Origin of the sequence: Providencia sp. PROV223, from assembly GCF_028479245.1 — a bacterium.
Lineage (GTDB): Bacteria > Pseudomonadota > Gammaproteobacteria > Enterobacterales > Enterobacteriaceae > Providencia > Providencia rettgeri.
In genome coordinates, this window is sequence record NZ_JAMPNG010000016.1 from 1 (window position 1) to 20,690 (window position 20,690).

Here is a 20,690-nt window from a genome sequence, read left to right on the forward strand (position 1 = left end):
CCGCGCAAAGTGTGAAGAGTATTTAGTCTTCTTTCTCTTTAAGAGGAAGCAAAGCCCTAATAGCAAACCCGCCACGCTCACTTTTATGAATCTCAATGCTCCCTTCGTGAGCATCAACAATTCGACGAATAATCGCTAGACCTAACCCTGTTCCTTTGTTGCTACGGGCTTTTTCACCTTGCACAAATGGCTGGAACAGGCGGTGAATATCTTCTTCTTTGATACCTGCGCCATCGTCTTCAACTTGGAACCAAACTGAGTCTTCCGTTTTACCACTACTGACCTTGATCCAGCCATTACCATAGCGGTATGCATTAACTATCATGTTCGTAATAGCGCGTTTGATCGCTAATGGGTTACCATTAACAATCATTGAGCCGGGCTCAAGTGCGGTTTCAATTTCACCGATGACATTGCTTTCTGAGTTCACCGCGTCCATTAAAATAGCGTTAAGGTCACAGAATTCCATATCCATTTCTTGACCTGTTTTCAGGTAGGACATGAATTGACCGATAATCGCATCACACTCTTCAATATCTTTATTAATTGATTCCGCCAGATAGCTATCTTCTGGGCTCATCATCTCTGTTGCTAAACGAATACGGGTTAAAGGTGTTCTTAGGTCATGGCTTACCCCTGCCATTAAGACAGTTCGATCATTTTCTAAGGTTTTAATCCCTGCTGCCATGTGGTTAAAAGAACGGATGGCGGCCCTAACCTCGGTGGCGCCTTTTTCTTGCATTGGGGGCAAAATTACCCCTTTACCAACTTCACCTGCATGATACTCCAATTCAAGCAACGGCTTGTTTTGGTAGCGTATATACAACCATACCCCGGCAAAAATGGTGAGAAAAATCGTTAAGGTATAGCGAAAAACCAGGGAAAACTGATTTTGACCAATTTCAGTCAGAGGAACTCGCACCCAGATATCAGGTGCGAGATAAGACGTTAGCCATAGAATGGGATACTCTCGGCCTAGTTCGAGATGAACACTCGCCTTGCCACCAATATATTCGGACATATGTTCGCTTAGAAAATCATACTCTTTTGCCCAGTTCAGCCCTTCTTCCATTGCCGCTGAATGTGCATAAAAGGTAATCCCTAATTCATTGTAGATTTTCTTACGCAACGCGGGAGATACCCGCACTGAGGTTCCATCTTGTAGAACCATTTTCTCTGTCATTAATGTTCTTACTTCGTATGCCAATACCTTATTGAATTGTTGTAAGCTAGGCATCACAACAAAATTCAACACGACCATATAACTGGTTACGAGGCTCGCAAACAGTAAGGCTACAAATAAAAATAACGAGCGAGAAAATGTACTACGCCTTGAAAACCTCAGTCGCTTCATGCTTTACTTCCATCCGGAACAAACACATAGCCCAAGCCCCAAACCGTCTGAATATAACGAGGATGTGCTGGGTCTTCTTCAACCATACGGCGCAAACGTGAGATTTGAACATCAATAGAACGTTCCATCGCACTGTATTCACGGCCTCGCGCTAAGCTCATTAACTTATCACGAGACAACGGTTCCCTTGGATAAGAAACCAACACTTTTAACACCGCGAATTCGCCGCTGGTTAATGGCATATTTTCATCACCTTGGAACATTTCTCGTGTTCCAAGATTTAATTTAAATTTACCGAAAGTAATTATTGCATCATCTTGAGATGGCGCACCCGGTAATTCGTTAGCTTGACGACGTAATACCGCACGGATACGAGCTAGCAATTCCCGTGGATTAAAAGGTTTTGGAATATAGTCATCTGCACCGATTTCTAAGCCAACGATACGATCAACTTCTTCACCTTTCGCTGTCACCATAATAATAGGAATTGGGTTATTTTGACTACGTAAGCGGCGGCAAATCGATAGCCCATCTTCACCCGGTAGCATTAAATCTAAGACGATCAAATGAATAGATTCCCTTGTCAGGATTCTGTCCATCTGTTCAGCGTTTGCAGCACTCCTTACCTGAAAACCCTGCTCAGTGAGGTAACGTTCCAGCAGTGCACGTAAACGCATATCATCATCGACGACAAGAACCTTATAACTTTCCTGCATTTTGTAGCCCTCAAGATGTGCATCTTTCAAATTATTTTTTTAATGAATGTAAATAAAACAATATTAATGCTCACTAATTTACCACTAACGTAGGATTTAATGAATCATTTTACTCTTCAGGTAGTTAGTGGGTGGTAGCTTATTTCTAACACAAAATAAGTCACCTGCCCTCCTGGCGTATTTACTGTTATTTCATCATCAACCTGTTTGCCTATCAAGGCTCGTGCTACCGGAGAGTCTATTGAAATCCATTGTTTTGTAGGGTTGAACTCATCAGCACCGACGATACGGAATATTCTGATATTTTCATTTTCATCTTCTAGTTTAACCCATGCGCCAAAAAAGACACGGCCTTCTTGGCGGGGATCAGGCTCGATAATCCTTAATTGATCCAATCTTTTGGATAAAAAACGGATGCGCCTATCAATCTCACGCAACCTTTTTTTACCATAAATATATTCTGCATTTTCTGAGCGATCCCCTTGAGCAGCGGCCTCTGAAACAGATTGAGTAACCCGAGGGCGTTCTTCCTTCCACAGGTACTTCAGCTCTTTATCTAATGCATCCCAACCTTCACGTGTAATTAAAAGACTTTTAGTCATAACCTTCAGATTTTAGCCAGTGGAGCCATAATTATAATATTTTATAGAACATAATCTGAGACTTTCCTACCAATAGGCTCAAATTCAGTCTGGAAATTCTCTTTCTCACCAAGTATAACAGTGCAGTAAATTTTTTAACTGTTCTTTCAGTAGGTATTTAAATTCGACATGAATGAAACTCTAAGCCAAATTATTGCAGCGGAACTGCAAGCCCAGCCGAAACAGGTTTTTTCTGCCATCACACTGTTAGATGAAGGAAATACTGTCCCGTTTATTGCGCGTTATCGTAAAGAAGTTACCGGTGGGTTGGACGATACTCAGCTTCGCCAGCTAGAAAGCCGTTTAGGGTACTTGCGCGAATTAAATGACCGTAAACAGACCATTCTTAAGTCGATAGAAGAGCAAGGTAAATTGACACCTGAGCTTGCCTCCGCTATTGACACTACGCTCAATAAAACCGAACTTGAAGACCTGTATCTTCCGTATAAACCGAAACGTCGCACCCGTGGGCAAATTGCCATCGAAGCAGGACTTGAGCCTTTAGCTGACACCCTGTGGAATGACCCTAACCAGTCACCTGATGAACTCGCAAAAACCTATATCGATGCAGACAAAGGTGTTGCTGATGTCAAAGCCGCTTTAGATGGTGCTCGCTATATCCTTATGGAACGCTTCGCCGAAGATGCGGCTCTTTTAGCGAAAGTTCGCGACTATATTTGGAAAAATGCCCATCTTGTTTCTGTTGTTGCAGAAGGTAAGCAAGAAGAAGGGGTAAAATTTAGCGACTATTTTGAACATCACGAACCTGTTGCTCAGGTTCCTTCTCATCGAGCTCTTGCGATGTTCCGTGGTCGTAACGAAGGAATTCTACAGCTTTCATTAAACTGTGATCCTCAGTTCGATGAACCACCAAAAGAAAGTTACTGCGAAGAAATTATCACCCGCCACTTAGATATTCGTTTAAACAATGCTCCGGCTGACCAATGGCGTAAAGCGGTGATCAGTTGGACATGGCGTGTCAAAGTATTACTGCACTTGGAAACAGAAGTGATGAGCTCACTGCGTGAAAAGGCCGAAGAAGAAGCCATTAACGTATTTGCTCGTAACCTCAGTGATTTACTGATGGCAGCACCTGCAGGAATGCGTGCCACCATGGGCTTAGACCCAGGCCTGCGGACTGGCGTGAAAGTCGCTGTCGTGGATGCGACAGGAAAATTAATTGCGACCGATACGATTTATCCGCATACCGGGCAAGCTGCCAAAGCGGCAACCATCGTCGCAGCACTTTGCCAAAAACACAATGTCGAATTAGTAGCGATAGGTAACGGGACCGCTTCTCGCGAAACGGAACGTTTCTTTGCTGAAGTACAAAAACAGTACCCAGAAGTAAAGGCACAGAAAGTGATTGTTAGCGAAGCTGGCGCTTCTGTTTATTCCGCTTCTGAACTTGCAGCGCTGGAATTTCCAAGCTTAGATGTGTCTTTACGTGGTGCCGTATCAATTGCCCGCCGCCTACAAGACCCGTTGGCTGAATTGGTGAAAATTGACCCTAAATCCATTGGGGTTGGCCAATATCAGCATGATGTCAGCCAGACGCAATTAGCGCGTAAGCTCGATGCGGTCGTCGAAGACTGTGTAAACTCCGTTGGTGTTGACTTAAATACCGCTTCTGTTGCCTTACTGACTCGGGTTGCCGGTTTAAGCAAAATGATTGCGCAAAACGTGGTGGACTGGCGCGACCAAAATGGCCAGTTTAGCGATAGAAAACAGTTACTCAAAGTTGCGCGTCTTGGGCCAAAAGCTTTTGAACAATGTGCAGGCTTCTTACGTATCACCAATGGTGAAAACCCATTAGATGCCTCTACTGTTCACCCTGAAGCTTATCCAATTGTCGAAAAAATTCTTGAGTCTGTCCGCCAGCCGCTCAAAGAAATTATGGGTAATTCACAGGTACTTAATGCCTTGAGCCCACGCGACTTCACCACGGAACAATTTGGGGTTCCAACCGTCACTGACATCATTAAAGAGCTGGAAAAACCGGGCCGTGACCCACGTCCTGAGTTTAAAACAGCGACCTTCGCGGAAGGCGTAGAAACCATGAAGGACCTGACTCCTGGCATGATTTTAGAAGGTGCGGTTACCAATGTGACTAACTTCGGTGCCTTTGTAGATATTGGTGTTCACCAAGACGGTTTAGTTCATATTTCTTCACTTTCAAATAGTTATGTCGAAGACCCACACAAAGTGGTAAAAGCCGGTGACATTGTAAAAGTCAAAGTGTTAGATGTGGATATTGCGCGCAAACGTATTGCGTTAACGATGCGTTTAGATGAACAAGCCGGTGATGCGAACAGTGCACCTCGCCGTGCAGCCCCTGAGCAGGACAAAAATACACGTAAGGCTCCTCAATCAAGAGGTAATTCACGCCAAAACAACGCATCTTCTGGTAATAGTGCCATGAGTGATGCCCTTGCTGCTGCATTTGGCAAGAAGCGCTAACTTTTTAATAGGCATCGCAATGTACTTATTGTGATGCCTATATCAAAAAATAATCGCTGTAATTAATTATCCCAACCAATATATTGAACATTATTCCACCCTCTCCCCCGCGTTTACTCCGCCATTACTTTTGCTAACGAAACACCGCAAACTCAATGCTTCGTTGATCCACATCAAGTCAAACTGACGAAAAAAGAGGCTAAATATAACAAAAAGTGGATGATTATGATTCTCATTGTTAATTAGATTTATTTTTGTTTGGCAGTCTTATTACCTGAGCAATTGTAATCTTTAACAATTGTCATCGATATCATTATGAATTAAATGATTAGGAAGACACTATGGCAATACTTCCTCAATGCAGTTACAAAATACTTGGTTTCTCTCCAGAAATCAGTCCTGCATACCGACAAAAACTACTCTCACTCGGTTTACTTCCGGGTTCTGTCTTTAAAGTGGTGCGCTTGGCGCCTTTTGGTGATCCTGTACAAATAGAAACTCACCGTGTCAGCTTAGTGCTGCGTAAAAAGGATCTTGCCCTACTCAATCTAGATGAAGCGACCACCGTTTAAGTATTTCTTTTTTATTATTGGCAAACACTATGAAACGATTAACTATCGGCTTAATTGGTAATCCCAATGCAGGCAAAACGACCCTATTTAACCAACTTACAGGGTCAAGGCAGCGGGTCGGTAACTGGGCAGGGGTCACTGTTGAACGAAAAGTGGGTCGCTTCCATACCGATGACCATAAAATCGAGCTTGTTGACCTACCCGGCACTTACTCTTTGACCACCATTTCTGAACAAACCTCTCTCGACGAACAAATCGCCTGCTACTTTATTTTAAGTGGTGAGGCCGACATGCTCATTAATGTTGTCGATGCATCCAATTTAGAGCGTAACCTCTATCTGACATTACAATTAGTTGAGTTAGGCGTTCCATGTATTGTTGCCTTGAATATGTTGGATATCGCTCAAAGCCAACATATTGATATTAATATTGCTGAATTAGAAAAACAGCTCGGTTGCCCTGTGATCCCAATGGTTTCAACTCGAGCAACTGGTATCGATAAACTGAAAAAAGCCATTGATACACATCCACAAAATAGCCAACAAGCCCTTGTGGAATATCCACCCCAGTTATTGCAGGCAGTGGATTCGTTATCTGAACAAATTTCAACACAACAATTTAGCCATCAGCAACGCCGCTGGTTAGCATTACAAATTCTCGAAGGAGATATTTATAGCCGCCAACGCGCAGAAATATCTGAAGGGCAATTACTGGCGATACGCCAAACACTGAAAGAAGGCTTAAACGAAGAGCCTGAACTACTCATCGCTGACGCACGTTATCAATCTATTGCCACAATTTGTCATGCCGCGATTAACAATAGCGCCGCTGAACCAAATCGACTAACACAATCACTGGATAGATTTATTCTGAGCCGTTGGCTCGGTGTCCCTATTTTCTTATTTGTGATGTACCTGATGTTTGTCTTAGCCATTAACATTGGTGGGGCATTGCAGCCTTTCTTTGAAGGTGCTTCTGAGGCGATATTTATTCATGGTATTCAGTGGGTTGGTGCCTATTTTAGCTTCCCTGATTGGCTCACTATTTTCCTTGCCCAAGGTGTCGGCGGTGGTATTAATACAGTATTACCGTTAGTACCACAAATCGGGATGATGTACCTGTTTCTTTCAATACTGGAAGACTCGGGTTATATGGCACGAGCCGCTTTCGTGATGGACCGCCTCATGCAGGCGCTAGGTTTACCAGGTAAATCCTTCGTACCGTTGATTGTCGGCTTTGGCTGTAACGTACCATCAATTATGGGTGCACGCACGCTAGATGCACCACGTGAAAGGCTCATTACGGTACTAATGGCACCGTTTATGTCTTGTGGTGCAAGGCTGGCCATTTTCGCTGTTTTTGCTGCCGCTTTCTTTGGCAAAAATGGGGCTAGTGTGGTCTTTTCTCTCTATATTTTAGGGATTGTTGTCGCCATTTTGACAGGGTTATTACTAAAACATACCCTTATGCGTGGCGAGGCCTCTCCGTTTATTATGGAGCTTCCGGTTTACCATGTACCGCACATCAAAACATTGCTGATGCAAACATGGCAACGCCTAAAAGGCTTTGTGGTACGAGCGGGTAAAGTTATCGTCGTTGCCAGTATCTTTATTGGTGCATTAAATAGTTTCTCTTTCTCTGGTAAGCCTGTTGATAATATTAATGACTCTGCACTCGCTTCTGTCAGTAAAGTCATTACCCCTGCGTTACAGCCGATTGGTGTGCATGCAGATAATTGGCAAGCGACCGTGGGGTTAATTACCGGGGCGATGGCTAAAGAAGTCGTCGTGGGGACTTTAAATACTCTGTATACCGCTGAAGCCATTACTTCTGAGCCATTCGATGCAGAATCATTCAATTTATGGGAAGAACTGGGAGATGCGGTTTCTGAAACTTGGGACAGCTTAAAAGAAACCTTTACCTTAAGTGCGCTATCAAACCCTATCGAAGCCAGTAAAGGTGATGGAGAGATGGAGTCCGGTTCAATGGGCACTATGGCAGCGAAATTTGGTTCAGGCATTGCTGCCTATAGCTACCTAATCTTCGTCTTACTGTATGTGCCTTGCGTCTCGGTGATGGGTGCTATCGCACGTGAAACCAATAAAAGTTGGATGAGTTTCTCCATTCTGTGGGGCTTGAATGTGGCTTATAGCCTCGCGGCTCTGTTTTACCAAGTTGCCACATTCAGCGAGCACCCACAACGCAGTTTGATTACCATTGCTGCGGTTGTCCTGTTCAACCTTGCCTTGTTCATATTCTTACGCCGCATGCGTAGCCGCGTAACCCTGAACATCAAGAGCAAAACTGCAGAGCAATGTTCTGGCTGTTCAAGTGATGCTTGCCACTAAGGAATAAAACGATGACTAGCTTGCTGCAAATAAGAGATTTAATCGCCTTATATGGGCAAGCTGACATCGCGCTACTCAGTGAGCAGCTAAATACACCGGTTCCATTAATTCAAGCGATGGTTGAGAAACTCGTCAGCTTAGAAAAAATTGAACAAGTCGATATCAATGCTTGTTTAACGGGCAGTAGTTGTAAAGGCTGCCCAGAAAGCACTGATTGCGCTCATTTTGTGTATAAAATCAAATAATAGGTACACCACAAAAGAATCAGCCATGAGTTAGGCTGATTTTTTTATTTATTCCTCGATACGACTTTGAAAATCCAACAGGTATTCGCAAAACTCATCAGGATGGGAAATAAAGGGTGCATGAGCACTATTGCGCATAATGACAGATGGGGAATTAGGGTAAAGCTCATCTAAAATGGGCACTATTTTGCGCGGTACCAAGCCATCGAGATAACCATAAATGCGCAAGAAAGGAATGGGTAACTGTTTTAATTCATCGCGCAAATCTTCGGTACGCAATGATTCAAGCCCGGCATTTAACGTTTCAACCGTTGGGATAGGTTGTTCAAGTACCACGGACTTCAAGGTTCTAGCATCATTTCTTGCGCTTTCTGTCCCTAATGTCTGCAATGCTAAAAAACGCTCAACGGTACGATGAAAATCAGCCGAAAGTTGCTGTTCGAAACCTAATAAAACTTCCGGTCGGATCCCCGCCCAACCGTTTTCTTCTGCTTTAAAGCATGGAGAAGAAGCAACGGTAATTAACCCTTTGACTTCATAAGGATGGTCAAGTGCAACACGACTTGCAACTAGCCCACCAAGTGACCAACCGAGCCAAATCGCGTTTTTAGGCGCTTGTTCCCACAAAATATTTGCCATTGATTGAATATTCATAGGAAGGAAACCTTGGCTACGCCCATAACCTGGCAGGTCAACTAAATGAACCCGAAAGTGCGAAGCGATTCGCGGAATAATTGTTTGCCAGACTTGTGCGTTCAGTCCCCATCCGTGCAGCAACACAAGATCTTGTTTACCTTCACCAACGGTCTGCCAATATAACTTTGCCATCGTTACACTCTCTTCATTCATTTATTTGTCAATTCGTTTTAACGGGACGCTACTATGCTAACAATGGAGGGGGGCTGCTGGCTATGTCACCAATCACTAAAATTAACTCATCAGGGTGTTTGTCATTTTTGCCTCAAAGGACTACCTAAAATGCCAACCTGCTGTTTACGCTGCGCTTTACCCTGTGAGCAGCCTACCATGGAGTGCGGACGTTGCCTAAAAAACCCTCCCGCATGGCAGAGAATTATCACAGTAACCCCGTACCAAGGCGCTTTACGCTTGTTAATCCATCGTTTTAAATTTCAAAAACAATCTCAACTTGCTTTTACTCTAGCACGAATTTTTGCGTTATTTTGGCTCACGGGTTACCGCCAACAAAAATGGCAAAAACCGGACTTAATCATCACCATTCCACTGCATCGCCGCCGTCTGTGGTGGAGAGGATTTGACCATATGGCATTAATAGGCGAAAATTTATCCAGATGGTTAAATATCCCCTATTCGCAAAATTCATTATCACGTAGTCGTGCTACACTGGCACAGATTACACTAAAACGTGAGTATCGCCGAAATAACCTAAAGGGAGCATTTACCTTAAACAACTCGGTTTCAAACCTACATGTTGCTGTTCTTGATGATGTTATTACAACAGGTTCCACCATGAATACCGCAGCACAATTGTTGATTTGTGCGGGTGTACATACTGTTGATGCATGGTCACTGTGTCGCACCTTGTAGGAAAGGGGTAAATGGGCGTATTATAACCAACTAAAGCAGTCAACTATTATTGAGCAAATGATTATGATTAATATTACTGAAGCAGCACAGGCTCATTTTGCCAAATTGTTGGAAAATCAAGAGCCAGGAACTCAAATCCGTGTTTTTGTTATCAACCCAGGCACACCAACCGCAGAGTGCGGTGTGTCATACTGCCCTCCGGGTGCCGTTGAAGCAACAGATAAAGAACTAAAGTTCGAGAAATTATCTGCTTATGTTGATGAAATTAGCGCGCCATTCTTAGATGATGCCGAGATTGACTTCGTTACCGACCAACTGGGCTCACAACTGACGTTAAAAGCACCAAACGCCAAAATGCGTAAGGTCTCTGATGACGCACCATTAATTGAACGTGTTGAGTATGTTTTACAGTCACAAATTAACCCACAACTTGCCAGCCACGGTGGCCGTGTTTCCCTGATGGAAATCACCGATGAAGGCTTTGCAATTCTGCAATTTGGTGGCGGCTGTAACGGTTGTTCAATGGTTGATGTCACTCTTAAAGAAGGTATCGAAAAAGAACTTCTCAAAATGTTTGAAGGTGAGCTAAAAGGCGTTAAAGACCTGACTGAACACCAACGTGGCGAGCACTCTTTCTACTAATCAATACCACGAGTATTTGGCACTTGGTTTTTTACGGGTGCCTCTCATTTAACCTTTTATCGGTTGTTACCTACTGTATTTGGTATTTTATGGACCATTTTGAAACACTAACACCAGAGCAAGCTTACCAACATTGGGTGGACGGTACTGCCATACTGGTAGATGTACGAGACCCACAAAGTTTCCGCGCAGGCCATGCTAGTGGGGCCTATCACCTCACCAATGAGTCACTAAGCCAATTTCTAGAACAAACGGATTACGAACAACCAGTTATGGTGATGTGTTACCATGGGCACAGTAGCCAAGGCGCTGCACAATATCTGATCAACATTGGCTTTGAATCTGTATACAGCATCAATGGTGGATTTGAAGCATGGTTAAGGGAATATCCACAAGCCGTTACGGCTCTCTAGATGAGAAAACGCATTCATGATCCACATCACCTCTTTTGCTAATCCTAGAATGGCACAAGCCTTTGTTGACTATATGGCTAGCAAAAATATCCACTTAATAATAAAGCCATCACAGGAACAAGCCGTCTTTGAGCTTTGGCTAGAAGATGAGCAATTTCAATCTCAAACCCAGAAAGAATTAGATATTTTTTTACAAGATCCAAATCACCCCCGCTACCTAGAAGCCAGTTGGCACACGGGAAGCGCAGATACCCAGTTTCAATATCGTAACTACCTGACCTGGGGCTACCTTAAAGAACAATCTGGCCCTTTAACTATCGCTGTTATTTTATTGTCGATTGTTGTATATCTTTGGGTAGAAATGACCGATGCTCGAGAAGTTCTACGCTATTTAGCATGGCCTATTGGCGACCAACAAACGGAACTTTGGCGTTGGTTTAGCCCTGCATTGGTGCACTTTTCGCTATCACATATTGGTTTCAACCTTGCGCTATGGTGGTTTCTGGCTGGGCAAGTTGAGCGAAAGCTCGGAACGGGTAAATTATTCACTATCTTACTAGTCTCTGCACTGTTTAGTAACTGGGGGCAGTCGCTGTTTAGTGAAAACAACTTTGGCGGCTTATCTGGTGTCGTCTATGCCCTTGTCAGCTATGTGTGGTTAACGGGTGAACGTCGGCCTGAAAGTGGCATCAGCGTCCCTCGTGGGTTAATGATATTCTCTATTATCTGGCTTTTTTTCGGTTACTTCGATGTTTTAGGTATGCATATTGCGAATGCCGCACATACTTCAGGGTTAATTATCGGCTTATTGATGGGAGTATGGGATAATAGGCACAGTTTTAAACACCAGAGCTCCAGATAAAACATTTTAATAATTAGAGGCTAACGCTGTGAAACAAACCCAGAGACATGATGCAATAGTTGAGCTTGTGCGTCTTCAGGGATATGTCAGTACTGAAGAACTCGTCGAACACTTTGAGGTAAGCCCTCAAACAATCCGTCGGGACCTCAATGACCTCGCTGAACAAAATAAAATTCAGCGGCACCACGGTGGTGCAGCACTGCCTTCAAGTTCCGTGAATGCGGCTTATAATGACCGTAAAATCATGTGGTCAGATGAAAAAGCGCGTATCGCACAACATGTTGCGAGCCAAATTCCTGACGGTGCAACATTGTTTATAGATATTGGTACCACTCCCGAAGCCGTTGCTCACGCATTGGTTAATCACAAAAACCTACGCGTGGTGACCAATAACCTTAATGTCGCCACATTACTGATGCCAAAAGAAGACTTCCGCCTAATTTTAGCGGGGGGTGAAGTTCGCTCAAGAGATGGCGGTATTGTCGGTGAAGCGACCCTCGATTTTATTTCTCAATTTAGGTTAGATTACGGTATTTTGGGTATCAGTGGTATTGATATGGATGGCTCATTACTTGAGTTCGATTACCATGAAGTTCGTACCAAACGCGCGATTATTGAAAACTCACGCTGTGTCATGCTCGTCACCGACCATTCTAAATTTGGTCGTAACGCGATGGTTAATTTGGGCAATATGAACCTGATTGACTACTTATTTACGGATAAACAGCCACCTGACAGCATTCTCAAAGTCATTGAGCAACATAATGTTCAATTAGAGCTTTGTTAATCAAATAATTATCTTAATGATGGTAGCGCCCGCTGCCATCATACTTCTTAGTCTCCTTTCCTATCTTAGTCTCCTTTCCTATCTTAGTCTCCCCCGCCTTGCCATTGTTTTTTTCTTTTTCGCGCGAAACTATCTTTTTTTCATTGTAAATAACAATATTTTATGTGTGGGTATTGAAAAAAAATTGTTACCAATATCACGCAGTTGTTATTTTTTTCATTAATAATAGTTGGCATCACTATCTATTTTGACTACAATCAAATGAGCGAAAACGAACATTATTGAAAGTGTTTCGAACATCTCAGGGGGATGCATGGAAACTAAAGACTTGATTGTCATCGGCGGCGGGATCAACGGCGCTGGTATTGCAGCAGATGCTGCAGGTCGTGGATTATCGGTATTACTGCTCGAAGCTCAAGACTTGGCAAGTGCGACTTCATCTGCGAGTTCTAAACTCATTCACGGTGGCTTACGTTATTTAGAGCATTATGAATTTAGATTAGTGAGCGAAGCATTGGCTGAACGTGAAGTGCTATTACGATTAGCACCACATATAGCCTTCCCAATGCGCTTCCGCTTACCTCATCAGCCTCATTTACGTCCAGCTTGGATGATCCGTATTGGCTTATTTTTATATGACCATTTAGGCAAACGTGTCAGCTTACCAAGCAGTAAAGGTCTGAAATTCAACCAAAACTCTGTACTCAAACCTGAATTAACGAAAGGTTTTGAATATTCCGATTGTTGGGTTGATGATGCGCGTTTAGTTGTGTTAAACGCTCAAGAAGTGGTACGTAAGAATGGTGAGGTTCGTACTCGCACAAAAGTGACTCGCGCCTACCGTGAAAACGGCTTATGGGTTGTTGAAGCTCAAGACTTACGTACGGGGGAAACTCATACATGGAAAGCGAAAGGGCTGGTTAATGCCACAGGGCCTTGGGTAAAAGAGTTCTTTGATGATGGCCTGAAATTAAAATCACCTTATGGTATTCGCCTAATCAAAGGTAGCCACATTGTCGTTCCACGCGCACATGATGAACCACAAGCGTACATCTTACAAAATGAAGATAACCGTATTGTATTTGTTATCCCGTGGATGGATGAGTTTTCTATCATCGGTACGACTGACGTAGAATATAAAGGCGACCCGAAAGACGTCAAAATTGATGAAAACGAAGTTAACTATTTACTGAAAGTGTATAACGACCACTTCAAAAAGCAGTTAACCGTGAGTGATATTGTTTGGGATTATTCAGGTGTTCGCCCACTGTGCGACGATGAATCAGACTCACCACAAGCCATTACTCGTGATTACACATTGGATATTCACGATGAACAAGGCCAAGCGCCATTGTTGTCTGTATTTGGTGGTAAATTAACGACTTATCGTAAGTTAGCGGAAGCCGCTGTGAATAAATTAGCGACTTACTATCCAAATGCAGGTAGCCCATGGACCAAAAATGGCCAATTACCGGGTGGTGATATCGAAGGTTGTGACCGTGATGGTTATGCACGCGTGTTGCGTCAACATTATCAATGGCTTCCTGAAGGCTTAGCGCTACGTTTTGCCAGAACCTACGGTAGCAACAGTAAATTAATCCTTGAAGGCGCGAATTCACTCAGCGACCTCGGTGAAGCATTCTCTGCGAATTTCTACGAAGCGGAATTACGTTACTTAGTCAAACATGAATGGGTAACAGAGTTGGATGATGCTATTTGGCGTCGCACTAAATTGGGTATGTGGCTGAATGAAGAAGAAAAGCAGCGCATTGCTCAATGGTTGTCAGAGAATACCTCTGCATAATCGTAAAAATCTCGTTGTTATAAAATCTCGTTGTTAATGGAAAAAGCCAGTCGCTATTATTGACTGGTTTTTTCTATTATTAAATCGTTAGCACGACTTTCAGAAAAAACCCAATCACGATAAGTTGCGTAAATCAATTTAACCTGTTTATAATGTGTGCGAATTTATCGCTCACCCAACTTCGCAGGTACGCCTCACGATGAACTAAGCACTGCCAGAAAATATTTTCCAATACCCTTTTGGTATTCATTTTTCTGTTCCTGGCAGGCAACCGCTTTCATCGACGCTTCTTGATAAGTCAACGACGTTGTCTGTCCTCATTATTTTGGAGGTGCATATGACGATTGCTTGTCACTTTTCACAGCTCAATATTGAATTTAACCAAACCGCCCTTTTTCCTCCGTTAAGCGGGACGCTGTCATGCCAAAAAAATGCCCTAATTGGTCATAATGGCAAAGGAAAATCTGTCTTGATGCGTATTCTTGCTGACCAATTATCCCCTACGCAAGGGAATGTACATTGGAACCTTCCCTTTATCTATGTCGAGCAATTAACGCGACTAACTGGCGAAACACTCGTCGATGCCTTAGGCATGAATGAACTTTATCACGCATTTTCACGCATTGAGGCAGGGAATGGTTCTTTGGCAGATTTTGAACTAACGGAAGATAAATGGCATTTACCTTCCCAATGGCAAAGTTTATTGGATTCAGCAGGACTCGCTATCTCAATGGAAGCCCCCATTGCCCATTTAAGTGGGGGGGAACGTACTCGCCTAGCCCTTTGTCATGCATTTCTTCATCAAAACCACTTTTTGCTACTTGATGAACCAGATAACCATTTAGATACACAAAGTCGGCAATGGCTCAATCAAAAGCTTACTGAGCATCGAGCTGGTTGTCTCATTATTTCTCACAACAGAACCCTATTAGAAGAAATGGATACCATTTTTGAGTTAACGGAAAAAGGCTTACATGAATATGGGGGAAATTATACGTTATACGATACCCAAAAAAACTTGGAAATCGCTGCAATTGACGCACAAGGTGAACGCTTAGAAAAACGCATTCACCAAGAGAAAAAACAACAGCAAGCCACATTACAAAAAGCCGCTCAACGCAAAAAACAAGGTGAAAAAATTCGCTATGGTGGGTCGCAATCCTTACTGCTGCTTGATATGCAGAAAAATCGTGCGGAGAAAAAGCAATCAAATGTCGCAGAGCGGCACCAACGAGTGATGGATAATCTACAAAACCAGCAACAGGAAAACCAAGAAAGGGCTCGCCATATCAAGCCGCAAAAAATGACGATTAACTATCAAAATGAAGGAAATAAAGTCACAATTTTCGCTTCTGACTTGCGTTTGCTTTACGGTTATTCGTCACCACTCTCATTCACTGTATACAGTGGAGAGCACTGGCATATTCAAGGAGTTAATGGTTGCGGTAAATCAACGCTACTTAAAGTGCTTGCAGGCCTGTTGCCATCATCTTCAGGAGAGTACCGCCTAAGCGGTGAGTTTTGCTATTTAGATCAACACCTCAATTTACTCGATAAAACATTGCCTGTCGCTGAAGCGCTTTATCAATACCAACCTGTATTTACTGTAGAACAGTGGCGCACGCAATTAGGCATGTTGCGGATACGAGGAGATAAGTCATTGTTACCACTACAGCAGCTCAGTGGTGGTGAGCAGCTAAAAGCAACGCTATTGGCACTCACACATAGCCCGAGTCCACCCGCTATTTTATTACTCGACGAGCCCGATAATCATTTAGACTTAGATTCAAAACAACTACTTGAAGCGCTATTGCAGGACTACCAAGGAACACTATTACTGGTTTCCCACGATGACGCGTTTATTGCAAACTGCAATATAACCCACACTCTAAATCTTTCTGATAAATAACCGTATGTTAGGCCACTACTAATATGGAGTGGCCAGATACTTTAATGGATAAACGTATTTTTGACGCGATGTGAAACTAAAAAGTAGGGGATCCATAACACACAATAGAAGCTGCCATTTATGGCTGTAATAATATTTGAGTGATTAATTTCCAATCCAAATATATATGGGAATACAAAACGGGCAACCAATACCATTAAAGTAAATAACACCATGGTGATGATAAATAGCCACTTCGCTTGTTTTTTCCATTTAACTGCGGCGATAAATGTCCAAAGAAACAGTGCAATCAAAACACCATAACCTAGTTGCAAGAGATAGAAACCTGTCGCAAAACCTGGAATATAAAAATCAGAATCCGCTTGAGTTGCCAATGGCCATGCGGTTTGAACTTGTGAAATTTCTTGCAATAACATCATGACTGTTTTGTACAGCATATAAAACAGTCCGATAATTGGTAAAATTAACCAGCCACTAATCCCGTGTAACGGCTTTTTAACCGCTGGTTGAGCCACCGATGATATTATTGCTGGCTCTGTTTGTGTGGTTGATTGCTGAATATCCATTCCGATAACCTTTATTTACTTTTACTTTGCATTTTATCTTCAAGAAATGCTTTGAGTACAATTGCTTGATTATGTTCTGTATTTTTAGCACTGTATAACAGTGTTAAATCACCTTGTTTTGCCTGAGAAACCAACGCCTGCCAAGCCGTTGTGTTATTAAGTTCCTGCTGATATCGTTCGATAAACTGTGCAAACTGATCTGTGTTCTGATGAAACCATTTACGCAGTTCATTAGAAGGTGCAACGTCTTTATTCCAAGAGTCGTGTTGTAAATCTGTTTTTTTTATTCCTCTTGGCCACAGTCTATCAATAAGCACACGGTAGCCATCGTTATCGTCAACAGGGTCATAAACTCGTTTGCATTTAATCATCATTTACCTACCCAATAAAAAATCACAAAATTTTATTTGTTAATTTACAAAGGTATTTTTAACTCGCCTTGAAACTAAAAAATACGGTATCCAAATTGCACAAGCAATTAGTGCCCGAAAAATATCTTTGATATCCGAGGATTCAACTTCTAAATCCAATAAAATACTTGCGAGTATGATATCCGTAACCGTCAAAACTAACGAAAAGATCTGGAAAAAAATATAAATTTTAATTGTGAGTTTTTTCTTTGTAAAAAAGACATAACTTAGAAAAAGCAAGGTCGCGTATAAAATAACGTTACCTAAAACTTCAAAGTAGATGAGCTCTTTAAATAATGGAATAAATGAGCTTGATTGTGGGTCTGTTAATTCAATCCAATATTCAATCAATTGAACATTTTGCTCATAAATAGAAAAAGGCAAAATAATCAAAGACAAAACTATCCCTAACATGGGTAAAATAAGCCATCCACCAATGCCTGTTAATTCTTGCCTTGGTTGTGATGATGGTACCGAAGTGCCATGAGATGAACTGTGACCCTCAGTTTTCATTTACACTTCCTTATTAAATGGATAAATAATATCAGTACAAAATAAATAGCTCTGTACAAGATAACATATCTGCTCTGTAAAAAATGAGTAACTAAATGCGCTAATTCACAATAATATTGTGAATAAAGAAAAATCTGACAAGGCCATCATTATGCAAATATTTACCGCACAGCTAACTCTCCCTACCAATTACCTTTATGGTGATTTTTTTGCCTTTCATCTGAGAGATCAACACAATGTCGCGGAAATAGTGGAAGAAAACACATTACACAAGGGCATAATATGGCAACAACATGCAACAAAAATGACATTGGAGCTTCAAAAGCAACACGCAACGATTTCATTAGCAATTGACTCCCCATCTATCATTATCAATGAACCAGACCTATTAACGCTGGCACAGCATGTACTCGGCTTAAAACAGAATATTGATGAGTTCGAAAAACACTACCTTGAAACTCCAGTACTTGGTCAGCTCATTGGAAAGCAAAGAGGATTAAGGATTTATCAATCTGCCAGCGCATTTGAAGCGTTAGTTTGGGCTATTATAGGCCAACAAATTAGTGTTCATGCGGCTATCGCCATTCGTCGGCGCTTTATTCAAGCTGTGGGAATTCAGCACACTTCAGGTATTTGGTGTTTCCCCGACACTCCACAAATCAAGTTAGTTGATGACGAAACCCTGCGACAAACGGGCTTTTCAAACGGTAAAATTATCGCCCTCAGAGCCCTTTGTGAAGCCATCGAAAATCAACAAATTGATTTATCACAGCAGGTTACTCACTCCAATGCGAATCAAATAACTGAGCAATTATTACAAATCAAAGGTATTGGCCCTTGGACTGTGAGCTATGCTTTACTACGAGGATTCAATTACTTAGATGGCTCATTACATGGGGATGTAGCGGTAAGACGTAATCTGCAAACATTGCTCGCGAAATCAGAACAGCCTACCGCCAAAGAAACGGAAAAATGGTTGGAGCAATTCTCCCCATGGCGCGCACTGGTTGCCGCCCATTTGTGGCGTAGTCAGTCAGCCGCAGGATATTGATAAATAAAAAAGCCCAATCCATCTGAATTGGGCTTTCCCGCTATTCACAATAATGACTTAACGTAGCCAGTTTGTTTTCACTAATTGAACGACTTCATCACCGCGACCACTCATAATCGCTTTTAACATATATAGGCTAAAGCCTTTTGCTTCTTGTGCTGCGATTTCTGGCGGCATAGACAGCTCTTGTTTGGCAGTCAAGACATCAACCACCACTGGCCCATCATGGGCAAAAGCTTCTTTTAATGCACCGTCTAGATCTTCACTTTTTTCAACACGAATGCCTTTGATACCCGCGGCATTCGCAATCGCTGCAAAGTTAGGGTTCTGTAAATCCGTTCCCGCTGTCAAGAAACCTGCCACTTTCATTTCCATGGCCACAAAACCAAGTACGCCATTGTTATGAATGATGATTTTTACTGGTAATTGCATTTGGGAAAGAGAGATAAAATCTCCCATTAACATACTGAAACCACCATCGCCACACATTGCAACCACTTGGCGTTTTTTATCAACGGCTTGTGCACCAATAGCCTGTGGCATCGCATTCGCCATTGACCCATGGTTAAAGGAGCCGATTAAGCGGCGCTTACCGTTCATTTTCAAGTAACGGGCTGCCCATACTGTCGGGGTTCCCACGTCACAAGTGAAAATCGCGTCATCGGCGGCTAATTCACTAATTTTTGTTGCAAGATACTGTGGATGTATTAATCCCTCATGACCCGGTTTAGCGAGGTCATCTAACCCTTTTCTAGCCTCTGCATAATGTTTTAAAGCGCCATCAAGGTGTTTTGTATCCTGTTTAGCCTCTAAATGTGGCTGTAATGCATCTAATGTTGCTTTGATATCACCAATCAGGCCCATATCTATATGGCAATGAGAACCCAAACTACCTGCATTAATATCAACCTGAATAATTTTAGCTTCGCTTGGATAGAAAGGACGGTATGGAAATTGTGTTCCTAACAAAACAACTGTATCTGCGTTCATCATCGCGTGGTAACCCGATGAAAATCCTATCAAGCCTGTCATTCCAACACTGTATGGGTTATTCCATTCAATATGTTCTTTACCACGTAACGCATGTACTACCGGTGCTTTTAATGTTTCTGCTAGCTTAACCACTTCATCGTGAGCGCCTGCGCAGCCATTTCCACAGAATAACGTGATATTCTTAGATTGATTCAGCAGTTCGGCGAGTTTTTCAATTTCACTCCGCTGAGGCATAATAAGTGGCGCTTGTGGCTGATACCATGTTTCTTTCGCTGATTCTGGTGCATCTTTTAGCGCAATATCCCCCGGTATTACGACCACTGATACCCCTTTATTCAAAATTGCTTTACGCATAGCGATGCCAAGGACCTGTGGAATTTGCTCTGGGTTAGAGACCATTTCACAGTAATGGCTGCATTCACGGAATAATTCAGTTGGGTGAGTTTCTTGGAAATAATTACTACCAATTTCGCTGGATGGGATATGAGCAGCAATCGCCAATACGGGTACGCGATTACGGTGGCAATCATACAACCCATTAATAAGATGCATATTTCCTGGCCCGCAAGAGCCTGCACATACGGCTAAATTACCGGTTAGCTGAGCTTCTGAACCCGCAGCAAAGGCAGCCACTTCCTCATGACGAGTTCCTAGCCACTCAATAGCGCCTTGACGACGTAAGCTGTCGGTTAAGCCATTTAACGAGTCTCCTGTAACGCCCCAAATACGTTTAACACCTGCATTATCAAGTACTTTTGCAATATAGGATGCAACACTCTGTTTTTTCATAATGGCACTCTTTTAAGTCGGATGTGATACCCTTGATATCTTGCAGTAC

Annotated in this window: 20 protein-coding genes; 12 read left to right on the top strand and 8 right to left on the bottom strand. The window is 42.6% G+C overall.

Annotation, left to right across the window (positions count from 1 at the left end):
• Positions 1 to 22 precede the first annotated feature (22 nt).
• The 3 genes from envZ to greB form a co-directional block, all read right to left on the bottom strand.
• Entirely contained in the window at positions 23 to 1,354 is a 1,332-nt protein-coding gene (gene envZ / locus PR767_RS16135) for a two-component system sensor histidine kinase EnvZ (RefSeq protein ID WP_004266121.1), read from the bottom strand.
• Positions 1,351 to 2,070 (bottom strand): osmolarity response regulator transcription factor OmpR, encoded by a 720-nt coding sequence (ompR, locus tag PR767_RS16140; protein ID WP_004266122.1) that lies wholly within the window; start codon positions 2,068 to 2,070, stop codon positions 1,351 to 1,353. The genes envZ and ompR overlap by 4 nt, the downstream gene beginning before the upstream one ends.
• Positions 2,071 to 2,186: 116 nt before the next feature.
• Complete coding sequence (greB, locus tag PR767_RS16145) at positions 2,187 to 2,672, bottom strand: transcription elongation factor GreB (protein ID WP_109912392.1); 486 nt, start codon at positions 2,670 to 2,672, stop codon at positions 2,187 to 2,189.
• A 168-nt stretch (positions 2,673 to 2,840) separates the two neighbouring features.
• Here greB and PR767_RS16150 point away from each other — a divergent pair, with 168 nt between their 5' ends.
• The 4 genes from PR767_RS16150 (at position 2,841) to PR767_RS16165 (ending at position 8,336) form a co-directional block, all read left to right on the top strand.
• A complete protein-coding gene (locus PR767_RS16150) occupies positions 2,841 to 5,171 on the top strand; it encodes a Tex family protein (RefSeq protein WP_117162934.1) in 2,331 nt (776 codons plus the stop codon).
• Between the two features lie 341 nt (positions 5,172 to 5,512).
• On the top strand, positions 5,513 to 5,743 hold the full coding sequence (gene feoA / locus PR767_RS16155; protein ID WP_004266125.1) for a ferrous iron transporter A: 231 nt from the start codon (positions 5,513 to 5,515) through the stop codon (positions 5,741 to 5,743).
• A gap of 29 nt (positions 5,744 to 5,772) precedes the next feature.
• Positions 5,773 to 8,091 carry a Fe(2+) transporter permease subunit FeoB gene (gene feoB / locus PR767_RS16160; protein WP_272520606.1) on the top strand — a complete coding sequence of 773 codons (2,319 nt, stop codon included), beginning with the start codon at positions 5,773 to 5,775 and terminating at the stop codon, positions 8,089 to 8,091.
• Between the two features lie 11 nt (positions 8,092 to 8,102).
• Entirely contained in the window at positions 8,103 to 8,336 is a 234-nt protein-coding gene (locus PR767_RS16165) for a FeoC-like transcriptional regulator (RefSeq protein ID WP_196719982.1), read from the top strand.
• 48 nt (positions 8,337 to 8,384) lie between these two features.
• On the opposite strand, the gene bioH is transcribed toward PR767_RS16165, so the two are convergent.
• On the bottom strand, positions 8,385 to 9,164 hold the full coding sequence (gene bioH / locus PR767_RS16170) for a pimeloyl-ACP methyl ester esterase BioH (RefSeq protein WP_004266128.1): 780 nt from the start codon (positions 9,162 to 9,164) through the stop codon (positions 8,385 to 8,387).
• A gap of 54 nt (positions 9,165 to 9,218) precedes the next feature.
• Here bioH and PR767_RS16175 point away from each other — a divergent pair, with 54 nt between their 5' ends.
• From PR767_RS16175 to PR767_RS16205, 7 genes are all read left to right on the top strand, one after another.
• On the top strand, positions 9,219 to 9,902 hold the full coding sequence (locus PR767_RS16175) for a hypothetical protein (RefSeq protein ID WP_042851463.1): 684 nt from the start codon (positions 9,219 to 9,221) through the stop codon (positions 9,900 to 9,902).
• A gap of 63 nt (positions 9,903 to 9,965) precedes the next feature.
• On the top strand, positions 9,966 to 10,544 hold the full coding sequence (gene nfuA, locus PR767_RS16180) for a Fe-S biogenesis protein NfuA (RefSeq protein ID WP_004266130.1): 579 nt from the start codon (positions 9,966 to 9,968) through the stop codon (positions 10,542 to 10,544).
• A gap of 89 nt (positions 10,545 to 10,633) precedes the next feature.
• Positions 10,634 to 10,957: a thiosulfate sulfurtransferase GlpE gene (gene glpE, locus PR767_RS16185; RefSeq protein ID WP_004266131.1), complete on the top strand. Its 324-nt coding sequence runs from the start codon at positions 10,634 to 10,636 to the stop codon at positions 10,955 to 10,957.
• A gap of 16 nt (positions 10,958 to 10,973) precedes the next feature.
• Entirely contained in the window at positions 10,974 to 11,819 is an 846-nt protein-coding gene (glpG, locus tag PR767_RS16190) for a rhomboid family intramembrane serine protease GlpG (RefSeq protein WP_004266132.1), read from the top strand.
• A gap of 28 nt (positions 11,820 to 11,847) precedes the next feature.
• The gene (locus tag PR767_RS16195; RefSeq protein WP_004262881.1) at positions 11,848 to 12,606 is read left to right on the top strand and encodes a DeoR/GlpR family transcriptional regulator; all 759 of its coding nucleotides are present in this window, start codon (positions 11,848 to 11,850) and stop codon (positions 12,604 to 12,606) included.
• Positions 12,607 to 12,919: 313 nt separating this feature from the next.
• Positions 12,920 to 14,410: a glycerol-3-phosphate dehydrogenase gene (glpD, locus tag PR767_RS16200; protein WP_222960174.1), complete on the top strand. Its 1,491-nt coding sequence runs from the start codon at positions 12,920 to 12,922 to the stop codon at positions 14,408 to 14,410.
• Between the two features lie 337 nt (positions 14,411 to 14,747).
• Positions 14,748 to 16,319, top strand: a complete 1,572-nt coding sequence (locus tag PR767_RS16205) for an ATP-binding cassette domain-containing protein (RefSeq protein WP_222960172.1) — start codon at positions 14,748 to 14,750, stop codon at positions 16,317 to 16,319.
• Positions 16,320 to 16,360: 41 nt separating this feature from the next.
• On the opposite strand, the gene PR767_RS16210 is transcribed toward PR767_RS16205, so the two are convergent.
• The 3 genes from PR767_RS16210 to PR767_RS16220 are packed head-to-tail and all read right to left on the bottom strand — an operon-like array spanning position 16,361 to position 17,808.
• Positions 16,361 to 16,885, bottom strand: a complete 525-nt coding sequence (locus PR767_RS16210; protein WP_004266135.1) for a DUF2569 family protein — start codon at positions 16,883 to 16,885, stop codon at positions 16,361 to 16,363.
• 11 nt (positions 16,886 to 16,896) lie between these two features.
• Positions 16,897 to 17,256 (bottom strand): DUF488 domain-containing protein, encoded by a 360-nt coding sequence (locus PR767_RS16215; RefSeq protein ID WP_042851696.1) that lies wholly within the window; start codon positions 17,254 to 17,256, stop codon positions 16,897 to 16,899.
• Positions 17,257 to 17,295: 39 nt separating this feature from the next.
• Complete coding sequence (locus tag PR767_RS16220; protein WP_272520607.1) at positions 17,296 to 17,808, bottom strand: DUF2569 domain-containing protein; 513 nt, start codon at positions 17,806 to 17,808, stop codon at positions 17,296 to 17,298.
• A 151-nt stretch (positions 17,809 to 17,959) separates the two neighbouring features.
• Here PR767_RS16220 and PR767_RS16225 point away from each other — a divergent pair, with 151 nt between their 5' ends.
• On the top strand, positions 17,960 to 18,859 hold the full coding sequence (locus tag PR767_RS16225) for a DNA-3-methyladenine glycosylase family protein (RefSeq protein ID WP_109912384.1): 900 nt from the start codon (positions 17,960 to 17,962) through the stop codon (positions 18,857 to 18,859).
• Between the two features lie 57 nt (positions 18,860 to 18,916).
• Here PR767_RS16225 and poxB read toward each other — a convergent pair whose 3' ends face one another.
• A complete protein-coding gene (gene poxB, locus PR767_RS16230; RefSeq protein ID WP_109912383.1) occupies positions 18,917 to 20,641 on the bottom strand; it encodes a ubiquinone-dependent pyruvate dehydrogenase in 1,725 nt (574 codons plus the stop codon).
• Positions 20,642 to 20,690: the final 49 nt, after the last annotated feature.